At 53.9% G+C, this 21782-nt stretch carries 12 protein-coding genes; 10 read left to right on the top strand and 2 right to left on the bottom strand.

The features are described from left to right. Positions 1-12 precede the first annotated feature (12 nt). From CRG97_RS23225 to CRG97_RS23195, 7 genes are all read left to right on the top strand, one after another. Positions 13-990: an isochorismatase family protein gene (locus CRG97_RS23225; RefSeq protein ID WP_098747938.1), complete on the top strand. Its 978-nt coding sequence runs from the start codon at positions 13-15 to the stop codon at positions 988-990. Positions 991-1002: 12 nt separating this feature from the next. Continuing rightward, a complete protein-coding gene (locus CRG97_RS23220; protein ID WP_098747935.1) occupies positions 1003-8235 on the top strand; it encodes an amino acid adenylation domain-containing protein in 7233 nt (2410 codons plus the stop codon). Next, entirely contained in the window at positions 8219-8446 is a 228-nt protein-coding gene (locus tag CRG97_RS23215) for an MbtH family protein (RefSeq protein ID WP_098747932.1), read from the top strand. The genes CRG97_RS23220 and CRG97_RS23215 overlap by 17 nt, the downstream gene beginning before the upstream one ends. Continuing rightward, positions 8443-9894 carry an MDR family MFS transporter gene (locus CRG97_RS23210; protein ID WP_098747930.1) on the top strand — a complete coding sequence of 484 codons (1452 nt, stop codon included), beginning with the start codon at positions 8443-8445 and terminating at the stop codon, positions 9892-9894. The genes CRG97_RS23215 and CRG97_RS23210 overlap by 4 nt, the downstream gene beginning before the upstream one ends. 560 nt (positions 9895-10454) lie before the next feature. Then, positions 10455-11399 (top strand): ring-cleaving dioxygenase, encoded by a 945-nt coding sequence (locus CRG97_RS23205; RefSeq protein ID WP_098747927.1) that lies wholly within the window; start codon positions 10455-10457, stop codon positions 11397-11399. A 15-nt stretch (positions 11400-11414) separates the two neighbouring features. After that, positions 11415-12488: an LLM class flavin-dependent oxidoreductase gene (locus tag CRG97_RS23200; RefSeq protein WP_098747925.1), complete on the top strand. Its 1074-nt coding sequence runs from the start codon at positions 11415-11417 to the stop codon at positions 12486-12488. Beyond that, the gene (locus tag CRG97_RS23195; RefSeq protein ID WP_098747922.1) at positions 12485-13051 is read left to right on the top strand and encodes an NADPH-dependent FMN reductase; all 567 of its coding nucleotides are present in this window, start codon (positions 12485-12487) and stop codon (positions 13049-13051) included. The genes CRG97_RS23200 and CRG97_RS23195 overlap by 4 nt, the downstream gene beginning before the upstream one ends. A 174-nt stretch (positions 13052-13225) precedes the next feature. On the opposite strand, the gene CRG97_RS23190 is transcribed toward CRG97_RS23195, so the two are convergent. Together CRG97_RS23190 and CRG97_RS23185 are read right to left on the bottom strand one after the other, a co-directional pair. After that, positions 13226-14614, bottom strand: coding sequence for an RsmF rRNA methyltransferase first C-terminal domain-containing protein (locus CRG97_RS23190; protein WP_098747920.1), 1389 nt, complete (start codon positions 14612-14614; stop codon positions 13226-13228). A gap of 193 nt (positions 14615-14807) precedes the next feature. After that, on the bottom strand, positions 14808-15971 hold the full coding sequence (locus CRG97_RS23185) for a GGDEF domain-containing protein (protein ID WP_098747917.1): 1164 nt from the start codon (positions 15969-15971) through the stop codon (positions 14808-14810). Between the two features lie 112 nt (positions 15972-16083). On the opposite strand from CRG97_RS23185, the gene CRG97_RS23180 reads away from it, so the two are divergent. The 3 genes from CRG97_RS23180 to CRG97_RS23170 are packed head-to-tail and all read left to right on the top strand — an operon-like array spanning position 16084 to position 21740. Next, a complete protein-coding gene (locus CRG97_RS23180; RefSeq protein WP_098747915.1) occupies positions 16084-17220 on the top strand; it encodes a glycosyltransferase family 4 protein in 1137 nt (378 codons plus the stop codon). 9 nt (positions 17221-17229) lie between these two features. Further along, positions 17230-18537, top strand: coding sequence for a metallophosphoesterase family protein (locus CRG97_RS23175; protein ID WP_098747913.1), 1308 nt, complete (start codon positions 17230-17232; stop codon positions 18535-18537). Next, positions 18534-21740, top strand: coding sequence for an AAA family ATPase (locus tag CRG97_RS23170; protein ID WP_098747910.1), 3207 nt, complete (start codon positions 18534-18536; stop codon positions 21738-21740). Before CRG97_RS23175 ends, CRG97_RS23170 begins: the two co-directional genes overlap by 4 nt. Positions 21741-21782: the final 42 nt, after the last annotated feature.

The following is a 21782-nucleotide window of genomic DNA, read 5'->3' as shown; positions in this document are numbered from 1 at the left end:
TGAGGAGATATGATGGCACTTCCTAAGATTTTACCTTATCCCATGCCTGGGGAGGCGGATCTGCCCAAGAATAAGGTGGCATGGATGGCAGATCCCAGCCGTGCCGTGCTGCTCATCCACGATATGCAGCAATATTTCATCGACGCGTTCACTCCGGATCAATCGCCTGTCGTGGAGCTGATCGCCCATATTCAGAACCTTCGCTCCTGTTGTGCTGAGCTTGGCATTCCCGTGATCTATTCGGCACAACCTGGCGGACAAGCACCGGAGCAGCGTGGTCTGCTGCAGGATTTCTGGGGGTCCGGCATCAACGACGGTCCTTACCAGAAAAGGTTCGTGGATGCGGTGGCGCCGACGGAACGGGATCTGCTGTTAACCAAATGGAGATACAGCGCCTTCCAGAAAACCAATTTGCATGAAATGATGCGCGAGCAAGGCCGCGACCAGCTGATGATCTGCGGGATTTACGCTCATATCGGTTGTTTGCTGACCGCAACCGAAGCTTTTATGAAAGACATACAGCCTTTCTTCATTGCGGATGCCCTTGCCGATTTCTCGGAAGAGAAGCATCGTCTGGCACTGACTTATGCTGCCGAACGCTGCGCTGTTACGCTGACCACGGAACGTTTGGTTGCTTCGTTAACTCAAGGGCAGCATACGGTCTCGGAGCATTCTGTAGCTCCAAGCGGAGAGGGGGATTCGGAGAGTTCTACGGACGCACTACCGCTGCTGACACTGCAAACGTTGCGAGAGAACGTAGCAGATTTGCTGCAGGAGCAGTCGTCTAATATTGGCGAAGATGACCATCTGATTGAGTACTGGGGGCTGGATTCCATTCGGATCATGAGTTTGGCCGAGCGTATGCGGCGTGAAGGCATCGATATCAGCTTTGTGGAATTGGCCGAGCAGCCGACACTGGCGGGCTGGTGGGAATTGTTGTCGGATAAGCTGAGCTTGTGGCGGCCTAATTATGATTATTATACGGTGTAAGGAGGGATGGATATGCTTGAGCGGGAGAAGGAGCGCTGGTCTCTGTCCGGAGCGCAGCTGGGGATTTGGTACGCCCAGCAGCTTGATCCGGTCAATCCGATATTCAACACGGCGGAATGCATTGAAATACGAGGACCTATAGACCCGGTTCTGTTCGAGAGGGCTTTACGGCAGGTGGTCGTGGAGGCGGAAGCATTGCATGTTCGCTTCGGCGAAGATACGGACGGTCCTTGGCAGTCGATCGATCCATCTCCGGACTGGCCCCTTCATGTGCTGGATGTCAGCGGGGAGGAGAATCCTCATCATGCTGCCCAAAGCTGGATGGAACATGATCTTGCCCAAGCAGTCGATCTGAGCCGAGGGCCGCTATTTACGGAGGCGCTGTTCAAGATCGCTGCTGATCGCTACTATTGGTACCAACGCATTCATCATATCGTAATCGATGGGTTCGGCGTATCGCTTCTGCTGCAAAAAGTTTCCCAAGTCTACACGGAATTGGCGGGCAGAGTATCTTCCGGCATAGGAGCGTTCGGCAGGTTCCGTACGATCCTGGAAGAAGATGCGTCATACCGCATGTCGCAGCAGCTCGAGACGGATCGTGTATTCTGGCAGCGGCGCTTTGCCGATGAGCCGGAGGTCGTCAGCTTAGGCGGTCAGGCACAGCGTTCGGCACGGAGCTTCCTGCGCCGTTCGGTGCAGCTTCCCGAATCTTCGATCCATCGCTTACAGGAGGTCGCACAAGCATCAGGGACAAGCTGGCCGGATGTAATTGCGGGTGCAACGGCTCTATATATACACCGTATCACAGGCGCTGAGGATGTTGTGCTTGGACTGCCGGTGATGTGCCGCCTAGGTTCGGCCTCCATCCGTATTCCAGGCATGGTCATGAATGTGCTGCCGCTCCGGGTGCACATAAGGCCCGATATGAGTCTGATCAACCTGCTGCAGCAGGTCGCACGGGAGGTTCGCGAGATCAAGCGGCATCAGCGCTACAGGCATCAGGACATCCGGCGCGATCTCAAGCTGCTCGCCGATAACCGTAGGTTATTTGGACCGCTCGTCAATGTGATGCCCTTTACAACGGAATTGAACTTTGGAGGTTTCGGCGGCAGCGTCCGTAACCTGGCTTCCGGTCCGGTGGATGATCTGACCTTGAACGTGTATGGAAGTTCGGATGGGAACGGGCTAAGAGTCGATATGGATGCCAATCCATTGATCTATAACCTGGAGGAGTTAGGGTCCCATTTACATCGCTATTTGTATTTGCTGGACAGCCTGGCCGAAGCGGAGCCGGCCCATTCTGTAGGAAGCGTGGCCTTCATTTTGCCGGAAGAACGCGACAAGGTGCTTTTGCAATGGAATGTTACGGCTCGTCCCTTACCGCAGTTAAGCATACCGGAATTATTCGAGGAGCAGGTGACACGTACCCCTCAGGCGGAGGCGGTGGTATGCGAAGGGCTAACCCTTCGTTACGATGAGTTAAACAGGCGAGCGAACCGCTTGGCCAGCTTACTTATTGCCCGTGAAGTAGGTCCTGAACGAATCGTTGCCCTTTCCCTGCCCCGTTCGGCGGACATGATCGTTGGGATCCTGGCCGTGCATAAGGCTGGAGCGGCTTACTTGCCGTTAGATCCGGATTATCCGGACGAACGGATCGCCTATATGCTTGCAGATGCGAAGCCGGCGTGTTTGATAACAACACAGGAGCTGGCTGGAAATTTCGCAGCTGTCATAAAAGACAAGGACGTGATCGTGCTGGATGCGCCGGCTACCCACCAGCGATTGGAGCAGCAGGCGTTTCATAATCCTGTCGATGCTGATCGCATACGTCCGCTGCTGCCGCTTCACCCGTCCTACGTTATCTATACTTCCGGATCAACGGGACGACCTAAGGGCGTCCTGCTCACGTTCGAAGGGCTTGCCAATCTGCTGTCGGATATGCGCGAGCGATTGGAGATTGGGGAGCGGGATCGCTGGCTGTCGGTTACGACGATGTCATTCGACATCTCGGTCATGGAGGTGCTGCTGCCGTTGATCTCCGGTTCGACGCTCGACATCGTGATGCGGGATACCATTCTCGATGCAGAGGCGCTCATAGATAGAATTCGGGAAACGGGGGCGACCATCATGCAGGCGACCCCGACGTTATGGCAGTCCATTGTCGCTTGCCGTCCAGAAAAGTTTGAGCGTCTGAAAGTCATTACCGGGGGCGAGGCGCTGCCGGTCGGTCTTAAGCTTGCGCTGCAAGATCTAAACTGTGAAGTGAATAATCAATATGGACCGACGGAGACAACGATTTATTCGACGGCGGCGAAGCTCGATCATGAACGGGACAAGCCATCCATTGGGGGGCCCGTCTGGAATACGAGGCTATATGTGCTTGATTCGTCACTGTCCCCGGTTCCGCCAGGAGTAACGGGCGAGCTGTACATTGCAGGCTTGGGGCTTGGCCGGGGGTATCTGGGAAGACCCGATTTGACGGCGGAACGATTTGTAGCGGATCCCTTTGGTCCGCCCGGATCCCGGATGTACCGAACAGGCGACCTGGCCCGCTGGCTGGAGAATGGTTGGATTGATTATTTGGGGCGTGCCGATCATCAGATCAAGCTGCGCGGCTTCCGTATCGAGACGGGAGAGATTGAGTCCGTGCTTGTGGCTCATCACCAGGTGGAGCAGGCCTGTGTCATCATCCGTGAGGATCGGGCCGGTGATCGACGCCTCGTTGCTTATATCGTACCGTCTCCATCTGCTTCAAACCTCATCAATATGGCAGAATTACGGGATTATGCCGCAGAGAAACTGGCCGAGTACATGGTGCCGTCTGTTATCGTGGAACTCGACGCGCTGCCGTTAACGCCGAACAAGAAGGTGGATCGCAAGGCGCTGCCTGCGCCGGATCATCCGTTGATGGTCGGCCGTATGCCGCGGACACCGCAGGAGGAAATGCTCTGCACCATTTTTGCCGAGGTGCTCGGCTTTCCGCGGGTTACCATTGATGATGATTTCTTCGCCCTCGGCGGCCATTCTCTGCTTGCCGGCAGGGTGATGGTACGTGTCAGGGAGGCCTTCGGCGTGGAGCTTAGCATAGGAAGTCTATTTGAAGCAGCGACGGTCGCGAGTCTCGTCAAGCGGCTTGATTATGCGCAAGCGGCCAGACAGGTAGTACGTCCCGCGATGAGGACCGAGCATCCGCCGTTATCTTTTGCCCAGCAGCGGTTATGGTTTTTATATCGCCTGGAGGGTCCGAGCCCGACTTATAATATTCCGCTTGTGGCCCGCTTGTCAGGTGAGCTTGATCTGGACGCATTGCAAATGGCGCTGGGGGATGTGGCGGCTCGTCATGAATCGCTGCGCACGGTTTACCCGGATCAAGATGGGACTTCTTATCAACGCATCCTGGATGCCGAGGAGGCACGACCGGAACTGATGGTGACCGAAATCAGCGAGTCGGAGCTGCCTGATCGATTGGCCGAAGCTGTTAGGCACCCATTCGAGCTTGCCACCGTAACCCCGCTGCGGGTAGAGTTGTTCAAGCTGGGTAATGAAAAGTTTGTTCTGCTGTTACTGCTGCATCATATAGCGGGAGACGGCTGGTCGCTTACCCCCCTGACACGAGATCTATCGGATGCCTATACGGCACGGCGCCTGGGGAGTGAGCCGGAATGGTCTCCGTTACCGGTCCAATATGCAGATTATGCCGTTTGGCAGGAGAAGCTTCTTGGCAGCTCAGGCGATAAGAGCAGTTTGATCGCCCGCCAGCTGGACTATTGGACCGAGGCGCTTTGCGATTTACCGGAGCAATTGGAGCTGCCCACCGATTATCCGAGGTCAGCTGTCGCCAGCTATCAGGGCGGAAGCGTGTCGTTTCCGATTTCGCGTGAACTGCATCGGCAGTTGAATACGCTTGCGCAGAGCAATCGAGCGACTTTATTTATGGTGTTTCAGTCTGCGATGGCGGCGATGTTTACGAATCTGGGTGCAGGTACGGACATTCCGATCGGCAGTCCGGTTTCGGGCCGGAACGACGACAGTCTGGATCAATTGATTGGTTTCTTCATCAATACGCTTGTGTTTCGTGTCGACACGTCGGATGACCCACCATTTGACGAGCTGCTGCAACGGGTGCGGGAGAGGAGCCTGGCCGCCTTCGAGCATCAGGATGTGCCGTTCGAGCGGCTTGTCGAGACATTGAACCCGCCGCGTTCCCGGGCGAGACATCCGCTCTTCCAAGTGATGCTCGTGCTGCAAAATACGCCGGAAACTTCGCTTGAGCTGCCGGGAGTCAGCTCGAAGCTGCAGCTGCAAAGCGTAGGTACGGCGAAGTTTGACTTAACCTTCGAGCTGACAGAGCGGCGGGATATGAACGGCGAACCTGACGGAGTGGATGGTTTAATCGAATTCAGTACAGATTTGTTCGAGCGCAGAACGGCAGAAGCGATGGCGGAGCGATATGTGCGCGTGTTGGAGAGTGCTGCCATTGAACCAAGTAAAACCATCAGTCAACTTGATATATTAACCGTTCATGAGCGTGAGGAAATCCGTCGACAGTGGAGCGCTCCGCTGCCTGTCACTAAGCAGGCAACCTTGCCCCAGCAGTTTGAGGAGCAGGTCAGCCGCTCGCCTCAATCGGTCGCGATTGTCCATGATGGATTGTCTCTGAGTTATGAGGAGCTGAACGAGCGTGCCAATCGGCTTGCTCACTGGTTGATAACAACAGGCGTCGGTACGGGTCAGATCGTAGCGCTTGCCTTACCGCGTTCGATGGACATGGTCATCGGCATATTGGCTGTACTTAAGGCGGGGGCCGCTTACCTGCCGCTGGATCCGGAGTACCCGGAGGATCGACTGGCTTACATGATGGAGAACGCTTGTCCGGTATGTCTCATTACGAGTGCTCATGTGCTGGATCGGCTGCCGGGATCGGCAAACATCAGATGCCTTGTGATCGATGAGTCCGAGCAAGCTTTACGGTTGCAGCGTTATTCTAAAGAAAATCCAAGCGACCATGAGCGTCACAGGCCGCTTACGCCGCAGAATGCTGCTTATATCATTTATACCTCTGGGTCTACCGGCAAACCGAAGGGTGTGCTTGTACCGCACCAGAATGTCATCCGGTTGTTTGATTCTACCGCGAATTGGTTTCAATTTGATGAGACCGATGTATGGACATTATTCCACTCGTATGCCTTTGATTTCTCGGTATGGGAATTATGGGGACCGCTCTTGTACGGTGGCCGACTCGTCGTTGTTCCGCATACGATCAGCAGATCGCCGGACGACATGTTGAGCTTGCTGGTCCGGGAAGGCGTGACGGTGCTGAATCAGACGCCTTCGGCGTTCTATCCGTTGATTCAGGCGGATCGAGAGCAGACGGAGATGGGGCAGAAACTGTCGCTCAGGTACGTTGTGTTCGGCGGTGAAGCCTTGGAGCTCGGACGGCTTGCGGATTGGTATGAGCGTCATGCCGACGATGCCCCGCGTCTGATCAACATGTACGGCATTACGGAGACAACCGTGCATGTCAGCTATATGGAATTGAACCGGAACCTTGCGCTGCCGGGAGCCGGCAGCATGATCGGAGAAGCCATACCAGATCTCAGAGTATATGTCCTGGATGCCAAGCTTCGGCCCGTTCCGTATGGCGTAACCGGAGAGATGTATGTCGCCGGCGCAGGACTTGCGCGGGGGTATTGGAGACGACCCGACCTGACGGCCGACCGGTTTGTGGCAGATCCGTATGGTCCGCCTGGGACAAGAATGTACCGAACCGGCGATTTGGCGAAGCGGCTGGCTGACGGCACGCTGGATTATTTGGGACGGTCCGATCATCAGGTGAAAATACGGGGTTTCCGGATCGAGCTTGGTGAAATCGAATCGGTCCTCATACGCCATGAGGCACTCGCGCAGGCGGCTGTCATTGTGCGTGAGGATCAGCCAGGAGATCGGCGGATTGCGGCTTATGTCGTGAGCAAGCCCGGCGGCGAGCTGTCTTCAGGTGCAGAGCTGCGCCATTATGCCGCTTCGATGCTTCCTGATTACATGGTTCCGTGGGCTTTCGTCTTTATGGACAAGCTACCGCTTACGCCTAACGGAAAGCTTGACCGCAAAACGCTGCCGGCTCCCGACATGTCGCCGGATGCGGATGGACGCAATCCACGAACTCCGCAGGAGGAAGTGTTATGCGAGCTGTTTGCCGAAATACTCGGCGCCAAGCGGGTCGGCATTGATGACAGCTTCTTCGAGCTCGGCGGTCACTCTTTGTTGGCGGTCCGGCTCATCAGCCGGGTTCGCGAAGCGCTCGGCAAAGAATTAAGCATAGCAGCTTTATTCGAAGCACCTACGGTAGCAGGGCTTATCGACAAGCTTGAGATGGGCGGCGGAAACAGCGCGCTCCAGGTCGTGCTCCCGCTTCGGTCGCATGGAGATCAAATCCCGCTGTTCTGCGTGCACCCGGCAGGAGGATTAAGCTGGTGCTACGCCGGTTTAATGAAGCACCTCGGCATGGACTATCCGATTTATGGCTTGCAGGCGAGGGGAATTGCCCAAGCGGAGGAGCTGCCGGGAACGCTGGAAGAGATGACGGCCGACTACATCGGCCATATCCGTTCTCTTCAGCCAACGGGGCCATATCGGCTGCTTGGATGGTCCTTGGGCGGCAATGTCGCTCAGTCGATTGCGGTACAGCTGCAGGAAGCGGGTGAAGACATTGAATTGCTCGCCATACTGGATGCATATCCAAGCCACTATTTGCCGATTAAGGAAAATCCAGACGAAGACGAGGCTTTGACCGCGCTGCTGGCGCTTGGCGGCTTTGACAGGGAGAGCATTGAAGAGGGGCTTGGAGACACGCCGCTAACCATTGCGACGGCGCTAGAATTGCTGCGTAATGAGAGCAGTGCGCTGGCGTCCCTTGAGGAAGAAACGATGATGAATCTGAAGGCGACTTATGAGAACTCGGTTCAGCTGTTGAAGGCGTTCGTTCCGAAGAAGTTTGAGGGGGATATACTATTCTTCCACTCAACCATCATCCCCGATTGGTTTGAGCCCATCGAACCGGAGATGTGGAGCCCTTATGTTGGAGGGCGAATCGAACGGCATGATATCGAATGCCGACATAAGGATTTATGCCAGCCGGGTCCTCTGGACTATATCGGCAAGTGTATTCTAAGCAAGCTGGGGGCAGCTGCACCCCAAGGGCAGACCACATCGGATAGGAGGGAACTGATCTATGACCAATCCATTTGAGCAAGCCGACGGCAAGTTTCTTGTACTGATGAACCATGAGGGTCAATATTCGCTCTGGCCGGCTTTCGCGGCTATTCCGGCCGGCTGGCATCAGGTTCTGGGACTTAGCACACGGGAGGAATGCGTCGCCTATATCAACCAGAACTGGGTCGATTTACGACCGCGGAGCTTGTATGACATTGCCGGGTCATTACCGGAACACAGGCCATGAGCGATTGGCTGAATCCGAAAAGGGTAATATGCATCGTCTATGTGGCCGCGATGTTTGTGGTTGCCATGGACGCAACCGTGCTGAACGTGGCACTTCAGACGATCAGCCGGGAGCTTGAAGTGCCGCCTGCGGCCTCTGGTATTCTGAATGTCGGTTACCTGGTCAGCCTCGCCATCGTTCTGCCGATGGCGGGCTGGTTAGGCGACAAATGGGGGACCAAGCGAACGTTTCTGCTGGCACTGGCCATTTTCACGGGAGCGTCGGCACTATGCAGCTTTGCCGACAGTTTAGCTGCGCTGACGCTGTTTCGCGTGATCCAAGGCATTGGCGGCGGCTTGCTGACCCCGGTCGGCATGGCGATGTTGTTCCGCATGTTCCCGCCGCAGGAGCGCGCGAAAATCTCCCGGGCTCTCATCCTGCCCATTGCGATTGCGCCTGCAGTCGGTCCGATTGTGAGCGGTCTGCTGGTTGAGTATTTGACATGGCGGTGGATCTTCTATGTGAGTTTGCCGATTGGTATTCCTGCGCTAGTGTTCGGTCTGTTCTGGCTGAAGGAACATCGAGAGCCGGATGCCGGCAAACTGGACGTGCCAGGTCTGCTTCTGTCCGCGCCGGGTCTTGCACTGGTGATGTACGCCCTGAGCCAGGGACCGCTGCTTGGGTGGAACACCCCGCAGATATGGAGCGCCGGCTTGGCAGGCATGCTCCTACTCGCTGCACTGGTCAAGGTAGAGCTGAGCGCACAGAAACCGCTGCTGGATCTGCGGCTGTTAGGCAATCGCTTGTTTCGAACGACGGGTTTCATCGCGATGTGTGCTTCTGCGGGGTTGCTGGGAATGCTGTACGTATTCCCTTTGATGTATCAGAACGCCCTGCATGTTTCCGCGCTGGATACGGGGCTGACTACGTTTCCCGAAGCCATCGGACTTATGGTTGCCTCGCAGCTCGTACCCTGGACGTATCCAAGGCTCGGTCCAAGACGGGTGATCATGATGGGATTTGGGGCAACCGCGCTGATCTTTATTATGCTCAGCATGGTGGACGCAAGTACCAATCCGTGGTTCATACGGTCCCTGCTGTTTGGCGTGGGCATTTTCCTCGGGCAGACCGTTGGATCCGTTCAGATCGCGGCCTTCGCCACCATCCCGCCTGCTTCAATGGGGCGCGCTTCGACTTGGTTTACGGTTCAGAACAGGCTTGGTCCTGCCATAGGACTGGCCATTCTATCGGGCATATTGGCTGCCGTTGGTACGGGGACCGTGAACGCGGCAGGGGAGATGGAGCCGAATCTGATGGCATACCGCGCGGCATTGCTGGGGGCTGCAGGCTTCCTGCTCATCGGTACAGGAGCGGCGATATGGATTCGGGACGCCGATGCGGCGTCTACGATTCGCAAACCTGCCGCCAAGATTCCGGCGAAGGAACAGGCCGCTCCGGCCGAGAGTTAAATCAAGCTGCAAGGGAAGAAAAGAACGAGGAGTTTGGGGAGAAAACGCGGATCGGTTTTAAATCATGCAAGTGTTCTATACGATGGGGCTGTCTTGGCAAGTTTGGCGAGGCAGCCATTGTCGGTTTCTTACCTGTGGGTAAGGAGGAAATCAAATGGCAATATAAAATCTTTAAATCAAGATTCTCTATCTTGACAGTTTATCAATTAACTGATAAATTGATATCGAGGTAATGCATTATAAACTTCAAGGAGGGATGGGACGATATGATGATGAACACGGTATCTTCTTGGTTCGCATTCGATTGTTTGTATCTGTACCGCCCCAGCTCCGGGAAGTAGCTAACAGAAGCGGTAACCGTTACCCGACGTAGGAGGCTTTCAAATATAACCTCAGATGATAGATGAAACAAACAATAGCATAGCCGTAATCGTAAATCATTGATTATTGCAACAAGCTAGCGAAGAGCCTTTATATATCAATCACAAGCACAGATGTCATAAAACGGCTTATTTTTTTAATCATCACTTAATTAGTAAACTGAAAGAGGTGGAGATGCTATGAATCATATACCAGGGCATCATCATATATCCATGCTTACGAAGAATGCTCCATTAAATCATGAGTTTTATCAAAAGAAATTGGGCTTGCGCAGAGTGAAGAAGACGGTCAATCAGGACAATCCTTCCATGTACCATTTGTTTTATGGGGATTTAACGGGAAGCGCCGGTACGGAATTATCCTTTTTCGAAATGCCGGCTGCAGGGAGAACCGTGCGCGGAACCAACGCCATTACACAAATCGGGCTGCTTGTTCCGTCATTCGATAGTCTGAAGTATTGGAAAAAGCGCTTTGAACAACTTAGAGTTACGCACAGTGATATCACCATGTATGCAGGCAGAGAGGCATTGCCGTTTGAAGATCCGGAAGGGCTGCGCCTCATTCTGATTAACCATAACGGTGCAGAAGTGCCGGCAGACTGGGCAGCGTGGGAGGGGTCGCCCGTGGATCAGGCGCACCGCATCCTGGGGATGGGAACGGTAGAGATTACCGTACGCCATCTAGATAAAATGGCAGCCACGCTCACGAAAGTACTCGGGTATGTCGAGGTTTTCCGTTCGGAGCACGAAGCGATATATCAGTCCGTCGAAGGGCAAGCACTCGGCGAAATCGTGGTAAAAGAGCAGGATGGACCCAACGAAAGACCGGGACGCGGCAGTGTGCACCATCTGGCGATCCGCGTCAATGACGAGGAGGAATTGGCTTATTGGAACGAGGCGGTATCCCAACATGGCTTTCAATCAACCGGAATCATTGACCGATTTTATTTCAAAAGTTTGTATTTCCGTGAAACGAACGGCATCTTATTCGAAATGGCGACGGATGGACCCGGCTTTACAGCAGATTCCACCGTGGAAGAGCTGGGCAGGCAGCTGGATCTGCCGCCGTTCCTGGAGGCCAAGCGTGCTGAAATTGAAGCAGGATTAACACCAATAGACGAATAAAGGAGACATCAACCCATGAAAGAATATCGAATTCATCCAGACAAAGGAATGGAGATCGGGATTTACTCTATCGGTGAGCACATGATCAATCCGATGACTGGGAATCGCATAAGCGCGGAACAACGAATACATGAAATCATTGAGGCCGCCAAGCTGGCGGATGAGGCCGGGTTGGATGTGGTTGCGGTAGGGGAGAGCCACCAGACGTATTTTACCACCCAAGCGCATACGGTCATCCTTGGCGCGATTGCCCAAGCGACCCGAAACATAAAAATCGCAAGCTCGGCTACGGTGTTAAGCACGTCGGATCCTGTGCGCGTGTATGAGGATTTCGCGACACTCGACTTGATATCGGGAGGTCGTGCCGAAATTGTAGCCGGCCGCGGCTCTCGCGTCGGCGCGTACAGCTTGCTTGGTTATGACGTGCGTGATTACGAGGAATTATTCGAGGAGAAGATGGAGCTTCTGCTCAAAATCAACGCGGAAGAATCCGTAACCTGGGAGGGACAGTTCCGAGCACCGCTGAATCAAGCGACCATTCTTCCGCAGCCTCAATCCGGGAAATTGCCGATCTGGCGTGCAGTTGGCGGCCCGCCGGCTAGTGCAATTAAGGCAGGCTACGCCGGCGTTCCGATGATGCTGACCACGCTTGGCGGCCCGGCCATTAATTTCAAGCTAGCCGTGGAGGCCTACCGGGAATCGTTGCAGCGGAGCGGCTATGATCCTTCTCAGTTTCCGATCGCGACGACCAGTTTGTTATATACGGCGGAGAACTCGCAGGATGCGCTTCGAGAGTACTACCCGCACATCAATTCCGGCATGATGGCATTGAAAGGCAGTGGTTATCCGAAGCAGCAATTCGCGCAGTCGACGGATCACCGGGATGCTCTGATGGTCGGCAGTCCGCAGCAGATTATCGAGAAGATGCTGTATCAATATGAGCTGTACGGACAACAGCGCTTCCTGGCACAGATCGACTTTGGTGGATTGGCGTTTGACAAAATCGCCAAAAACATTGAACTGATCGCTACGGTAATCGCGCCGGAGATCAGAAAACATACTGCAAAAAGCAAGGAGGAAATCGGATGAACATCGTAGGAATCGCCGGCTCGAACGTCGGCACCAAGACCAAAACGGCGATGAATTATACGCTCAAGGCTGCCCGCGATAAGTATCCGGATGCCGAGATGATCTTGCTGGATTTAGCTGAATACAACCTTGTTTTCGGCGATGGCCGGGATTATCGGGAATATGAGGGGGATACCCGCTATGTAGCCGAAACGATTATGGCGGCAGATGCCCTCATCATCGGTACGCCTACCTTCCAGGCTTCCATCCCGGCGACGCTCAAGAACGTTTTCGATTTATTGCCGGTGAACGCTTTTCGGGGCAAGGTCGTCAGTATGCTGGCAACGGCAGGGTCTGCGAAACATTTTCTAATGATCGAGCAGCAGTTAAAGCCGATTCTGTCCTATATGAAGGCGCATATCGTTCCAACGTACGTGTTTATTGAAGAAAAGGACTTTCACCGCAATGAAATCGTGAATGACGATATCCTCTTACGCATTGAGCGTCTGGTCGAGGACACGGTGATGCATCTGAATGTGGTGTCCGCTATTCAGGAGGCCAAAGACGCAGCCTATGATTTTTGATCAGATTAGATGGCCAGATAAAGTTTTATAAATAAAGGGGCTATACTCCCTGCATGTAGTTGCAGAGAGATGGCCCCTTTGTACATATTTAATCAGACTGCTGAGTTCGGAAGCTTATCCGTTTTAACGATGGTTTCGATCTATACGGTTCTGTATGGGTTTTAGAAATGGGCGTTACTTGGGATTACGCAAGCCTTTGGGCAGGTGATTCTTGAGCTGTCCACCGCTGGCTTTGCCCCAACCCAGAGGTAATCCATCCGTGGTTACCAACGTCCATCCCCGGTATTCGGAAGGAATGGAGAGCACCTCTCCCCGTAAATAAGCAGCTGCCTCGGCTGAATCTGAAGGCAGATCCCAGCTGCGGGCAGCTTGGCCAGGATGCAAGGACATAGCAAGGGCATGCGCCGGTTCGATGCGGTTTTTCTTCAGATGAGCCAGATGCAGACCTGCGCGCGGCATCTTCAATCCCTTTAGCTGCTTGTCATTCCATGCCAAGCTCTCGCTGACCGGAAGCCAGTACAGCTCTTCACCGAACAATATCGGAGTACCGCCGTTAAGCTCAAATCCTGGGATGTCCTGCTTCGCCCAAGCCTGATATTCAGCCAAAGCGGAAGGCGCAGGCGTTTGTTTGCTGCCCCGATTTGATTTTGCCGGGGATTTACTTCTGACCGCAGAGTAATCGAGGTCTTCATGTAAAGCTTCGGCAGCCGCCGATTTGACCAAGATAGCAACAAAATGCCCCTCCCCCCGTTCCAAGTGGGGCCACAAGCGCTTCATTTCACGCAGCTCCATATCGGGATACTGCGAAAGAATGTGCTCAATCATCTCTTCATTCTCGGCCGTGTTGAATGTACAGGTGGAATAAGCCAGAGTTCCTCCCGGTTTGAGCATCCGGTAAGCCTCTTGGACAATGTCCCACTGCCGGGCGACGCATAGATCCACATGTTCAGGTGACCATTCCTCAATCGCTGTGGCATCCTTTCGAAACATGCCTTCACCGGAGCATGGCGCATCGAGCATGATCCGGTCAAAGCAGGCAACGAAACGGCGGGATAGCTGATCCGGTGCCGCACTCGTAACGACTGTATTCATGATTCCCATACGTTCCACGTTCTCGGCCAGAATCCGCGCCCGTTCGGGATGGATTTCATTGGAGACGAGCAGTCCCCGTCCCATCATCTTGGAGGCAATATGGCTGGTCTTGCCGCCGGGAGCTGCCGCAAGATCCAGGATGGTCTCTCCGGGCTGAGGATTCAACAGCTCGACTGCGGACATTGCCGAGGGCTCCTGAATATAATATAGTCCAGCGGCATGATAGGGGTGTTTGCCTGGACGCAGGATTTCATCATAATAGTATCCGGTATCACACCAGGGCACTGGCGTCAGCTCGAATTGCCGGATGAGTTTTTTTACGCTGTCTGCGGCATGAACCGCTTTTAGCCGGTTAAGACGCAGCCCGTGGGTGCGGGGGAAATCATAGCTGTCCCAAAAATCGCACGAGGCATCCCCAAGAATATCATTCATGCTGGCGACAAAGCCAACAGGCAATAGTTCCTTTCTCATTCGTTATATTGCTCCTTCTTTAGAATAAGGTACATGCTGCAGTGTAAGGCAAAAAAATCCCGGTTCAGAGTTCATTTCTTCTCTGGCTTTAAGGAATCGGTCATTAGTTTATCATGTTGCCAAGGGCGTAGTAAAGAAATGTCAAGCAAAAAAAAGACCGCCCACTTCATATAGTGGGCAGCCTGCGTCAGTGTTATCCGGCGGATTCCGTTGATTCGGTAGATGAGGTTTTTAAGGACCGGTAATCGGATACCTTGTTTTTGCCGGTCGTTTTGGAATGATACATCGCTTTATCGGCTTGTTTCATGAGTTCATCGCCGCGAACGCCTTTGCGCAGTACGCTGTAGCCGATACTGATGGTGACGATGCTCTCGCTTGCCACTCTGGCTCGGATGTTCTCGGCGACCTGCGCGGGTTTGACTTTGCGATCAACCACCAGGGCGACCAATTCCTCACCGCCATACCTGCCGGTAATCCCGATACCATCAAGCTCTTCCTCCATAATGGCGGCGACCTGCTTCAGCACTTCATCGGCTCTGGCATGGCCCTGGGTATCATTCAGCTTCTTGAAATTGTCGATGTCGCAGAAGATAGCGGATATCTTCAATTCCTGAGACGCGTAATGGTCCAGATACTTCATAAAATGCCTGCGGTTGTAGAGCCCGGTTAATCCGTCCGTAATGGCGGACCGGTAGATGGACTGCATCAGCTCGACAATGCGTCTGAACAGGATGAAGAACACGATGCTATAGAAAAGCACCGGCAGGGCGAGTGCGAGTCCCTGAAGCGCAGGCGACAGACTGCCGGAATAGGTATGTATGGATTGCAGGATAGCCGAGATGGCGTAGACGGCAAGTCCAATCGCATATTTGATCGGTTGTCCGATCCGCGGGGTGACTTTGGTATAAGCCAAATAGAGTGCAACGAGCTGAAAACCATCAAAATATATGCTTTGCCATATCGGGTCCAGGGTGTAAGGAAGAAATGAGGGAAGAATGAGCGGAAGCATAAGCAGTGCGGCTGACAACAAGGGAAGCCAATAATGCATGGTCTTGACTCTACGGTACAGCATGACAATCGAGACGTTCAGCAGGACAAACGAAAAAAGCTGAATGAAACGAAGGACGTCCGATTCCGGTGGAAAAACAGATTTTCCACTCCAAGCCGAATGGATGTTCAGACCCTCGTATGTCATAATGAAGAAGAAGGCTGCCGCCATATATATGTAAGCATTCTTGCGTTGCTTGCTGTACATAAAGAGACACATGATCAGCATCATAAGCGCGATATAAGCTCCGCATACAGCAAATATGGTAGGTAGTGGAGAAGTGGACCAGTAACTCAATTCATAGGACAAATCGATTCACTCCTGAGTAGGGATAGGTTTCCTTTGTATGAAACATATGTTCTAATATATCATATCGAAAAACAATGAATCTGAAAAGAGATTTAGAGAAAGGGGGATCCCCATGAAACTTCTTCAAGCATTATTCTTCCCTCCTGAACAGCCGGGTGGCGTCTCGTCCATGATTCCTTATTTGCAGGAGCGTTTTCATTCCTCCCGTTGGGAGATGGAGATGTTCTGGTTGCCCAAGCGGATCCGCAACAAAGGCCAGGAGGATCCGGTATTCCATACCTTTGATTGGAAAGAGTTCGAAGGGAGTGCGATTGTAGCCAAATACCTTCAAACCTACCGGGATTACCTGTGGTGGACACGTCTGCGTCTTCAAAAGCCTTATGATCTTATCCACAGTCATCATCCGATTGCAGGCATGTCGATGAAAGCCGTATTCCCTGAGGCTCCGCTCATCCAAACCGTGCATTCCAGTTACGAGCGCGAGCTCATCCTGAACGGAAGAATCAAAGAAGGAGGACTGGAGCACAGATTCCTGGTCTCTTTATATAAGGAGCTTGAGTACATCAGCGACCGTCTGTTGACGGTGTCGAACTCCTTCAAGGATTACATGGCTCCGTACGTGAATACCCCCGAATCAATCGGGGTTATTCATAACGGATTTGATGATAAAAGATTTAAACCAGTGCCTCATGAAAATGCGGTGCCGCAGTTGATTACGGTATGCCGTCTGGTACCTGCAAAAGGATTGGACATTCTGCTCCAAGCCTGCGCGGAACTGAAACGCAAAGGATATGATTACGTCCTTCATATTATCGGCGACGGACCTTCCCGACAGGAGCTCGAGGAGATGGCCAAAACACTCGGCATCTACCAGGAGACGATTTTTTACGGATATACGCTGCATCCCGAGGAGTTTATGCCGTTCTTTGATATCTTTGTCCTGCCTTCGAGAGCGGAGGCGTTCGGCTCGGTGTTCGCGGAAGCGGCGCTTAGTTGCCTTGCGCTGGTAGGCACCGATGTCGGCGGCATCGCTGAGCAGATCGAGGATGGGGTAAACGGCTTGCTTGTACCGCCGGAGGATCCGATAGCACTCAGCGTGGCGCTCGAGAAGGTCATCAGTGATCCGCTCTATCGTTATGAGCTTGCCCGGACCGCTTCGGATAAGGCGAAGAGTCAATACTCCCTGTCCAGATCCGTAAATGAACTGAAAAAAATGTATTTGAAATTTCAACCTATGATAGAGAGTTAGGGATCGGTTATGGCTTCTTTTCGATTTATGCATGCTGCGGATTTACATCTGGACAGTCCGTTTATCGGGATCAGCGGGCTCGATGACAACCTGCGGTCTTTCGTTCAGGAATCGACCTTCCGTGCGCTGGAGCGGCTCGTGCAGCTCGCCATCGACCAGCATGTTGATTTTATCGTCATCAGCGGGGATATATATGATAGCTCCAACATCTCGCTGCGCGCACAGCTTCGCTTCCTGGAGTCCCTTAACCGTCTGGGAATGGAAGGGATTGCGGTATATGTAATCCATGGAAATCATGATCCGCTGGACAGCACCAAGCTTACTATGACGCTGCCTCCCCATGTCCATGTGTTTGGGGCGGAGCCTGCAAGCGTAACGGCGGTTCGCCGCTCGGATCATCAAGAAGTGGCGGTCATTACCGGGATGTCGTATCCGACCTCGAAGGTAACCGATAATATTGCGATACGTTATCCTGCTCCGTCATCCGTTCTCTACCATATCGGACTTCTGCACGCGAACGTGGATGGGGATCCCCAGCACGAAACCTATGCACCCTGTACAAAAAGGGATCTAATCCAGGCCGGATTTCATTACTGGGCGCTCGGGCATATTCACTCCCGTCGAACCTTGCAGGAATCTCCTTATATTGTGTATCCGGGAAATATCCAGGGACGTCATGTCCGGGAGACAGGACCCAAGGGATGTTATATCGTCGATGTGGATGGGAGCTTGAACTCGAAGCTGAGCTTCCATGAACTTGATTCCATGCGCTGGCACATCGTTGAAGCGCCACTTGATTCTTATCAGGATGTCGATGAATGGAGACGCGCTTTGGAATCCATTCTCACCAAAATAACCACAGCGTACGCGAATGGGCTTAGCATGATCCGCGTTCGGATTACGGGAAGAGGTCCGGTTCATCGTCAGCTTGAAGGCGGATATGTGCTTGATGAGCTGCTGACCGATCTGCGGAGAAGAGAAGCCGCGAAGGGACAGACATGCGGCTATCGGGGATGCGTCTGGATCGAGAGTTTCTCCCTTCAATCCGGGGACGCGATCGATACAGAGAGGCTGCTTGCGGAAGACAGCTTTGCAGGGGACTTGCTTCGTCTTGTTCGAGGGGAACAGGGACGGGTTCAAGATCCTGACGGGGTTGTTGCGAAGAGCTTGGAGCCTCTGCTGGAGCATGCGGAGCTCCGCTCCTTGCTGGACGAGATCAGTCCGGAGGAAATGCTGGAATGGGTTCGCAGAGCGGAGGAACTGACCTTAGGGTTATTGCTGCGCGACCGTTCGCAAGGGGAAGGTGTCGGAACATGAGACTAGAGCGGATGAACATTCAAGGTTTCGGAGCCGTCCGGGACATGAGCCTTGCGATAGATGCACCTGTGACCGTGCTGTATGGGCCGAATGAAGCTGGAAAGAGCAGTGTCCTGTATTTTATCCGAGCCATGCTGTACGGATTCCCGGGGAAGGGCTCGCCGGCAGAACGCGGCGAGCCTTCGGGGGAAGGCGTACACGGCGGCGAGCTGCGTTTTCTGGATAAGGAGGGAGTACCTTGGGTGGTCCGGCGCTACAACCGGCCCAGAGAAGGAAATTCAGCCACCAGCAGGGGTGAGCGCGTACATATTCATAAACTAGCGGATAACGGGATCGTGATCGAGCTTGGACAGCAGGAGCTGGAGCAATATGCCTTGGGCGGTGTGTCCAGAGATATGTTTCGTCAGCTGTTTGCTATCTCGTTAAGCGAGCTGCAGGAAATCCGCAGCCTGCAATCTGCCGAGATGAGCGGTTACCTGTTCCATGCCGGAATCGGCGGCGGGGCCAATATACTGGAAGCCGAACGCAAGTTGTCTCAGGAGATGGACAAGCTGTATAAGCCGCGCGGAAAGGTTCAGCATACCGCCAAGCTGCTGCAATCCATCGAGCATTTAAGAACCCAGGTTTCCGAGAGCAAGACGTACGTTTCCCGATATAACGAGACCCTTACATCCATTCTGGAAATACAGGAACAGTTGAATCTTCTGGAAAAGGATCGTACCAGGGACGCTGAGGATTTGTCGCTTCTTCGAAAAGCCCAGGATATTCGTCCGGCCTGGCTGGAATGGCGTGAGGCCAGGTTGGAACTGAAGGATCTGATGGACAGTGGCAACTTTCCTCCGGATGGAATCCCCCGTTACGAAAAGATGCAGGAAGAAGAGCGTCTCCTTCTCGCCCAGTCCATCCGCGTCGAGCGGGCGATCGAGGACGTGGAGGATAAGCTGAGAGCCCTCCCCCTTAATGCGTTCATGGAACAGTATGGCGAACGGATTGAGGAGCTGTGGGCGAAACGAAGCCTGCACGAAGCCGTAAACCGGGAGCTTGCCGATCTTACGGCCGAATACAAGTCTCAGGAGATCCGGCTGGAACAGCTGCTCCGAGATATCGATCCGGCATGGACCCGGCAAGAGATGCTAACTCTATCAGTATCCGCTTCGGAGCGCGAGGAGGTACGACGAATCAGTACGGCCTTTGCCGGATATGATCGCCGGATGGAGGCGCTGTTCATTGAACAGCGCGGAGCCCAGCGTTCTGCAGCGGCAGCTGAATCGGCGCAGCGGGAAGCCAGGCGGCAGCTGCGCGAGGAAATGGATCGGGGACAAGAGGCATTTGCCATGATTCAGCCGGCAGCGCCCCAGGAGACCGCTGCACTGTGGAATCAGCTGCAGCTGGAGATCGAGCGTTGGCGCGAACGGAGATTGACCCGGACACAGCCTGAGCCTTCTTCCGCGCGCCAATCGGGGAGGGGCCGATTACCTCGGATGTACAAGGGTCTGCTGGCGGGAATGGCTGTTATGACATTCCTGTTGGTAGCTGTATTGCTATGGACATCAACCACGGAAGCTGCCGTGGTCTCAGGCATCGTGATGCTGCTCGGCATGAGTTATGTATTCTGGAGCGGTCTACATGGCCGGGAAGTTCATGGTACGGTTTCGAATGAGATCCATAATCTAGACGGGCAGGGAACGGAACATATAGATCATCTCTATTCCAGGCTGGTCTCTGCCCCTTACGCGGCAGCAGCAGTGAGTACGATCCCGGGCAGTCGAAGGGACAAAAACGTTGTCCTGGCTCGCGACCCCTTCATGGTGGAGGCGCAGATGCGCGAGCTTCGATCCGTGATGGAGGGCTGGCAAGCATGGCGGCAGCGGCTCGATCGATTGACGTCCGATTGTGCGGCGGCTGAGGAGAAGGCTGCGCTGCAACAGGTTGAATTACAAACGGTTCAGGGCGCCATCGATCAGGAAGAGAAGCGATATTTGGAGCTGGAGCGGCAGTGGGAGGCTTGGCTTATGTCCATATCACTCCCGCAGAGTCTGTCGCCTGACGTGATGCTGGACGTATTCGTAAAAGTTGAGCAGGGGCAGGAGCTGATCCGGCAGCAGAAATCGCTTGGCCTGAAAATGGATGTGCTGTTAAAAGAGGCGGAGGATTATATCATCCAATGCCATGAGATCTTTGCGGCGGATCCCCGAGGAGACGCTAACGGCAGCCGAATCCCAGCCGTCGCTGAGCTCGGCAACGTCCATTCCAGATGGAAGAGCTATCAAGAGGATTCGAGACAGAAGAAGGTCCTTGCAGAGCGTATTCAAGAGCTTCGCAAAGAGTGGGCTGCGATAGAAGAGGAGCGGGAAGGGCTGCAGCTGCGTAAAGCGGCTCTGATTGCATCGTCTCAATCGGCAGACGAAGAAACCTTTCTTCGTATGGGAGCTGCTGCGAAACGCCGGGAGGAACTTGTTCGCACGATCCGCCATCACGAAATTACCATGTTCAGCGGCTGGGATGCTGCGGGTCGCCGACAGCTTGAACAGCTGCTGGAGCTAACGGATGCTGCGGAACTTGAAGCTCAATGTTTCAAGAAGGAGGAAGCCGTATCCGCCGCGCTCCACCTGCGGGACGAGCTTCAGGAACGGCGGGGGCGGCTGCTTCAGGAGAGAGAGTCACTGGAAGCAGCGGGAAACCAGGATTCCGCCCTGCAGCAGCTGGAGGAGCAACGATCCGCCCTGCGGGAATTAGTCTCGCAATATGCGGTACGTTCGATGGCCTCCGAATTTATCAAACGTACGCGCCGCATGTACGAGGAAGAGAAACAGCCGCAGGTGCTGCAGCTGGCTTCCCGCTACTTCTCCATGCTGACCGGCGGCATGTACAGCCGGATGGTCATGCGGATGGGAGATCAGAGCCTGCTGGCAGAGCGCCCGACTGGTGAATTGGTGGAGAGCAGCAGGCTTAGCCGCGGCACGGCGGAACAGTTATATTTGGCGATGCGGCTCGGTCTGATTCAATCGATGCCACATGCAATGGGTTTGCCGCTATTGCTTGATGATCTGTTTGTTAATTTTGACGGTGAACGGCTCGGACATGCGCTCGAGCTTCTCGCGGAATTGTCGCAAGACCGGCAAGTCGTGATGATGACGTGTCATCGACATGTAGCGGAGCAAACCATGAAACGCATACCCAATGCACAATTTATCACGATGTAGCCATAAGAAGGGGCTTCCCAAGGGCAGGTTTATCATATCTTT

It is taken from the genome of Paenibacillus sp. EZ-K15 (genome assembly GCF_002573715.1).
In the GTDB taxonomy this organism is placed as follows: domain Bacteria; phylum Bacillota; class Bacilli; order Paenibacillales; family Paenibacillaceae; genus Paenibacillus_AQ.
The sequence above is the reverse complement of the archived record's forward strand: the minus strand, read 5'-3'. Positions and strand labels throughout refer to the sequence as shown.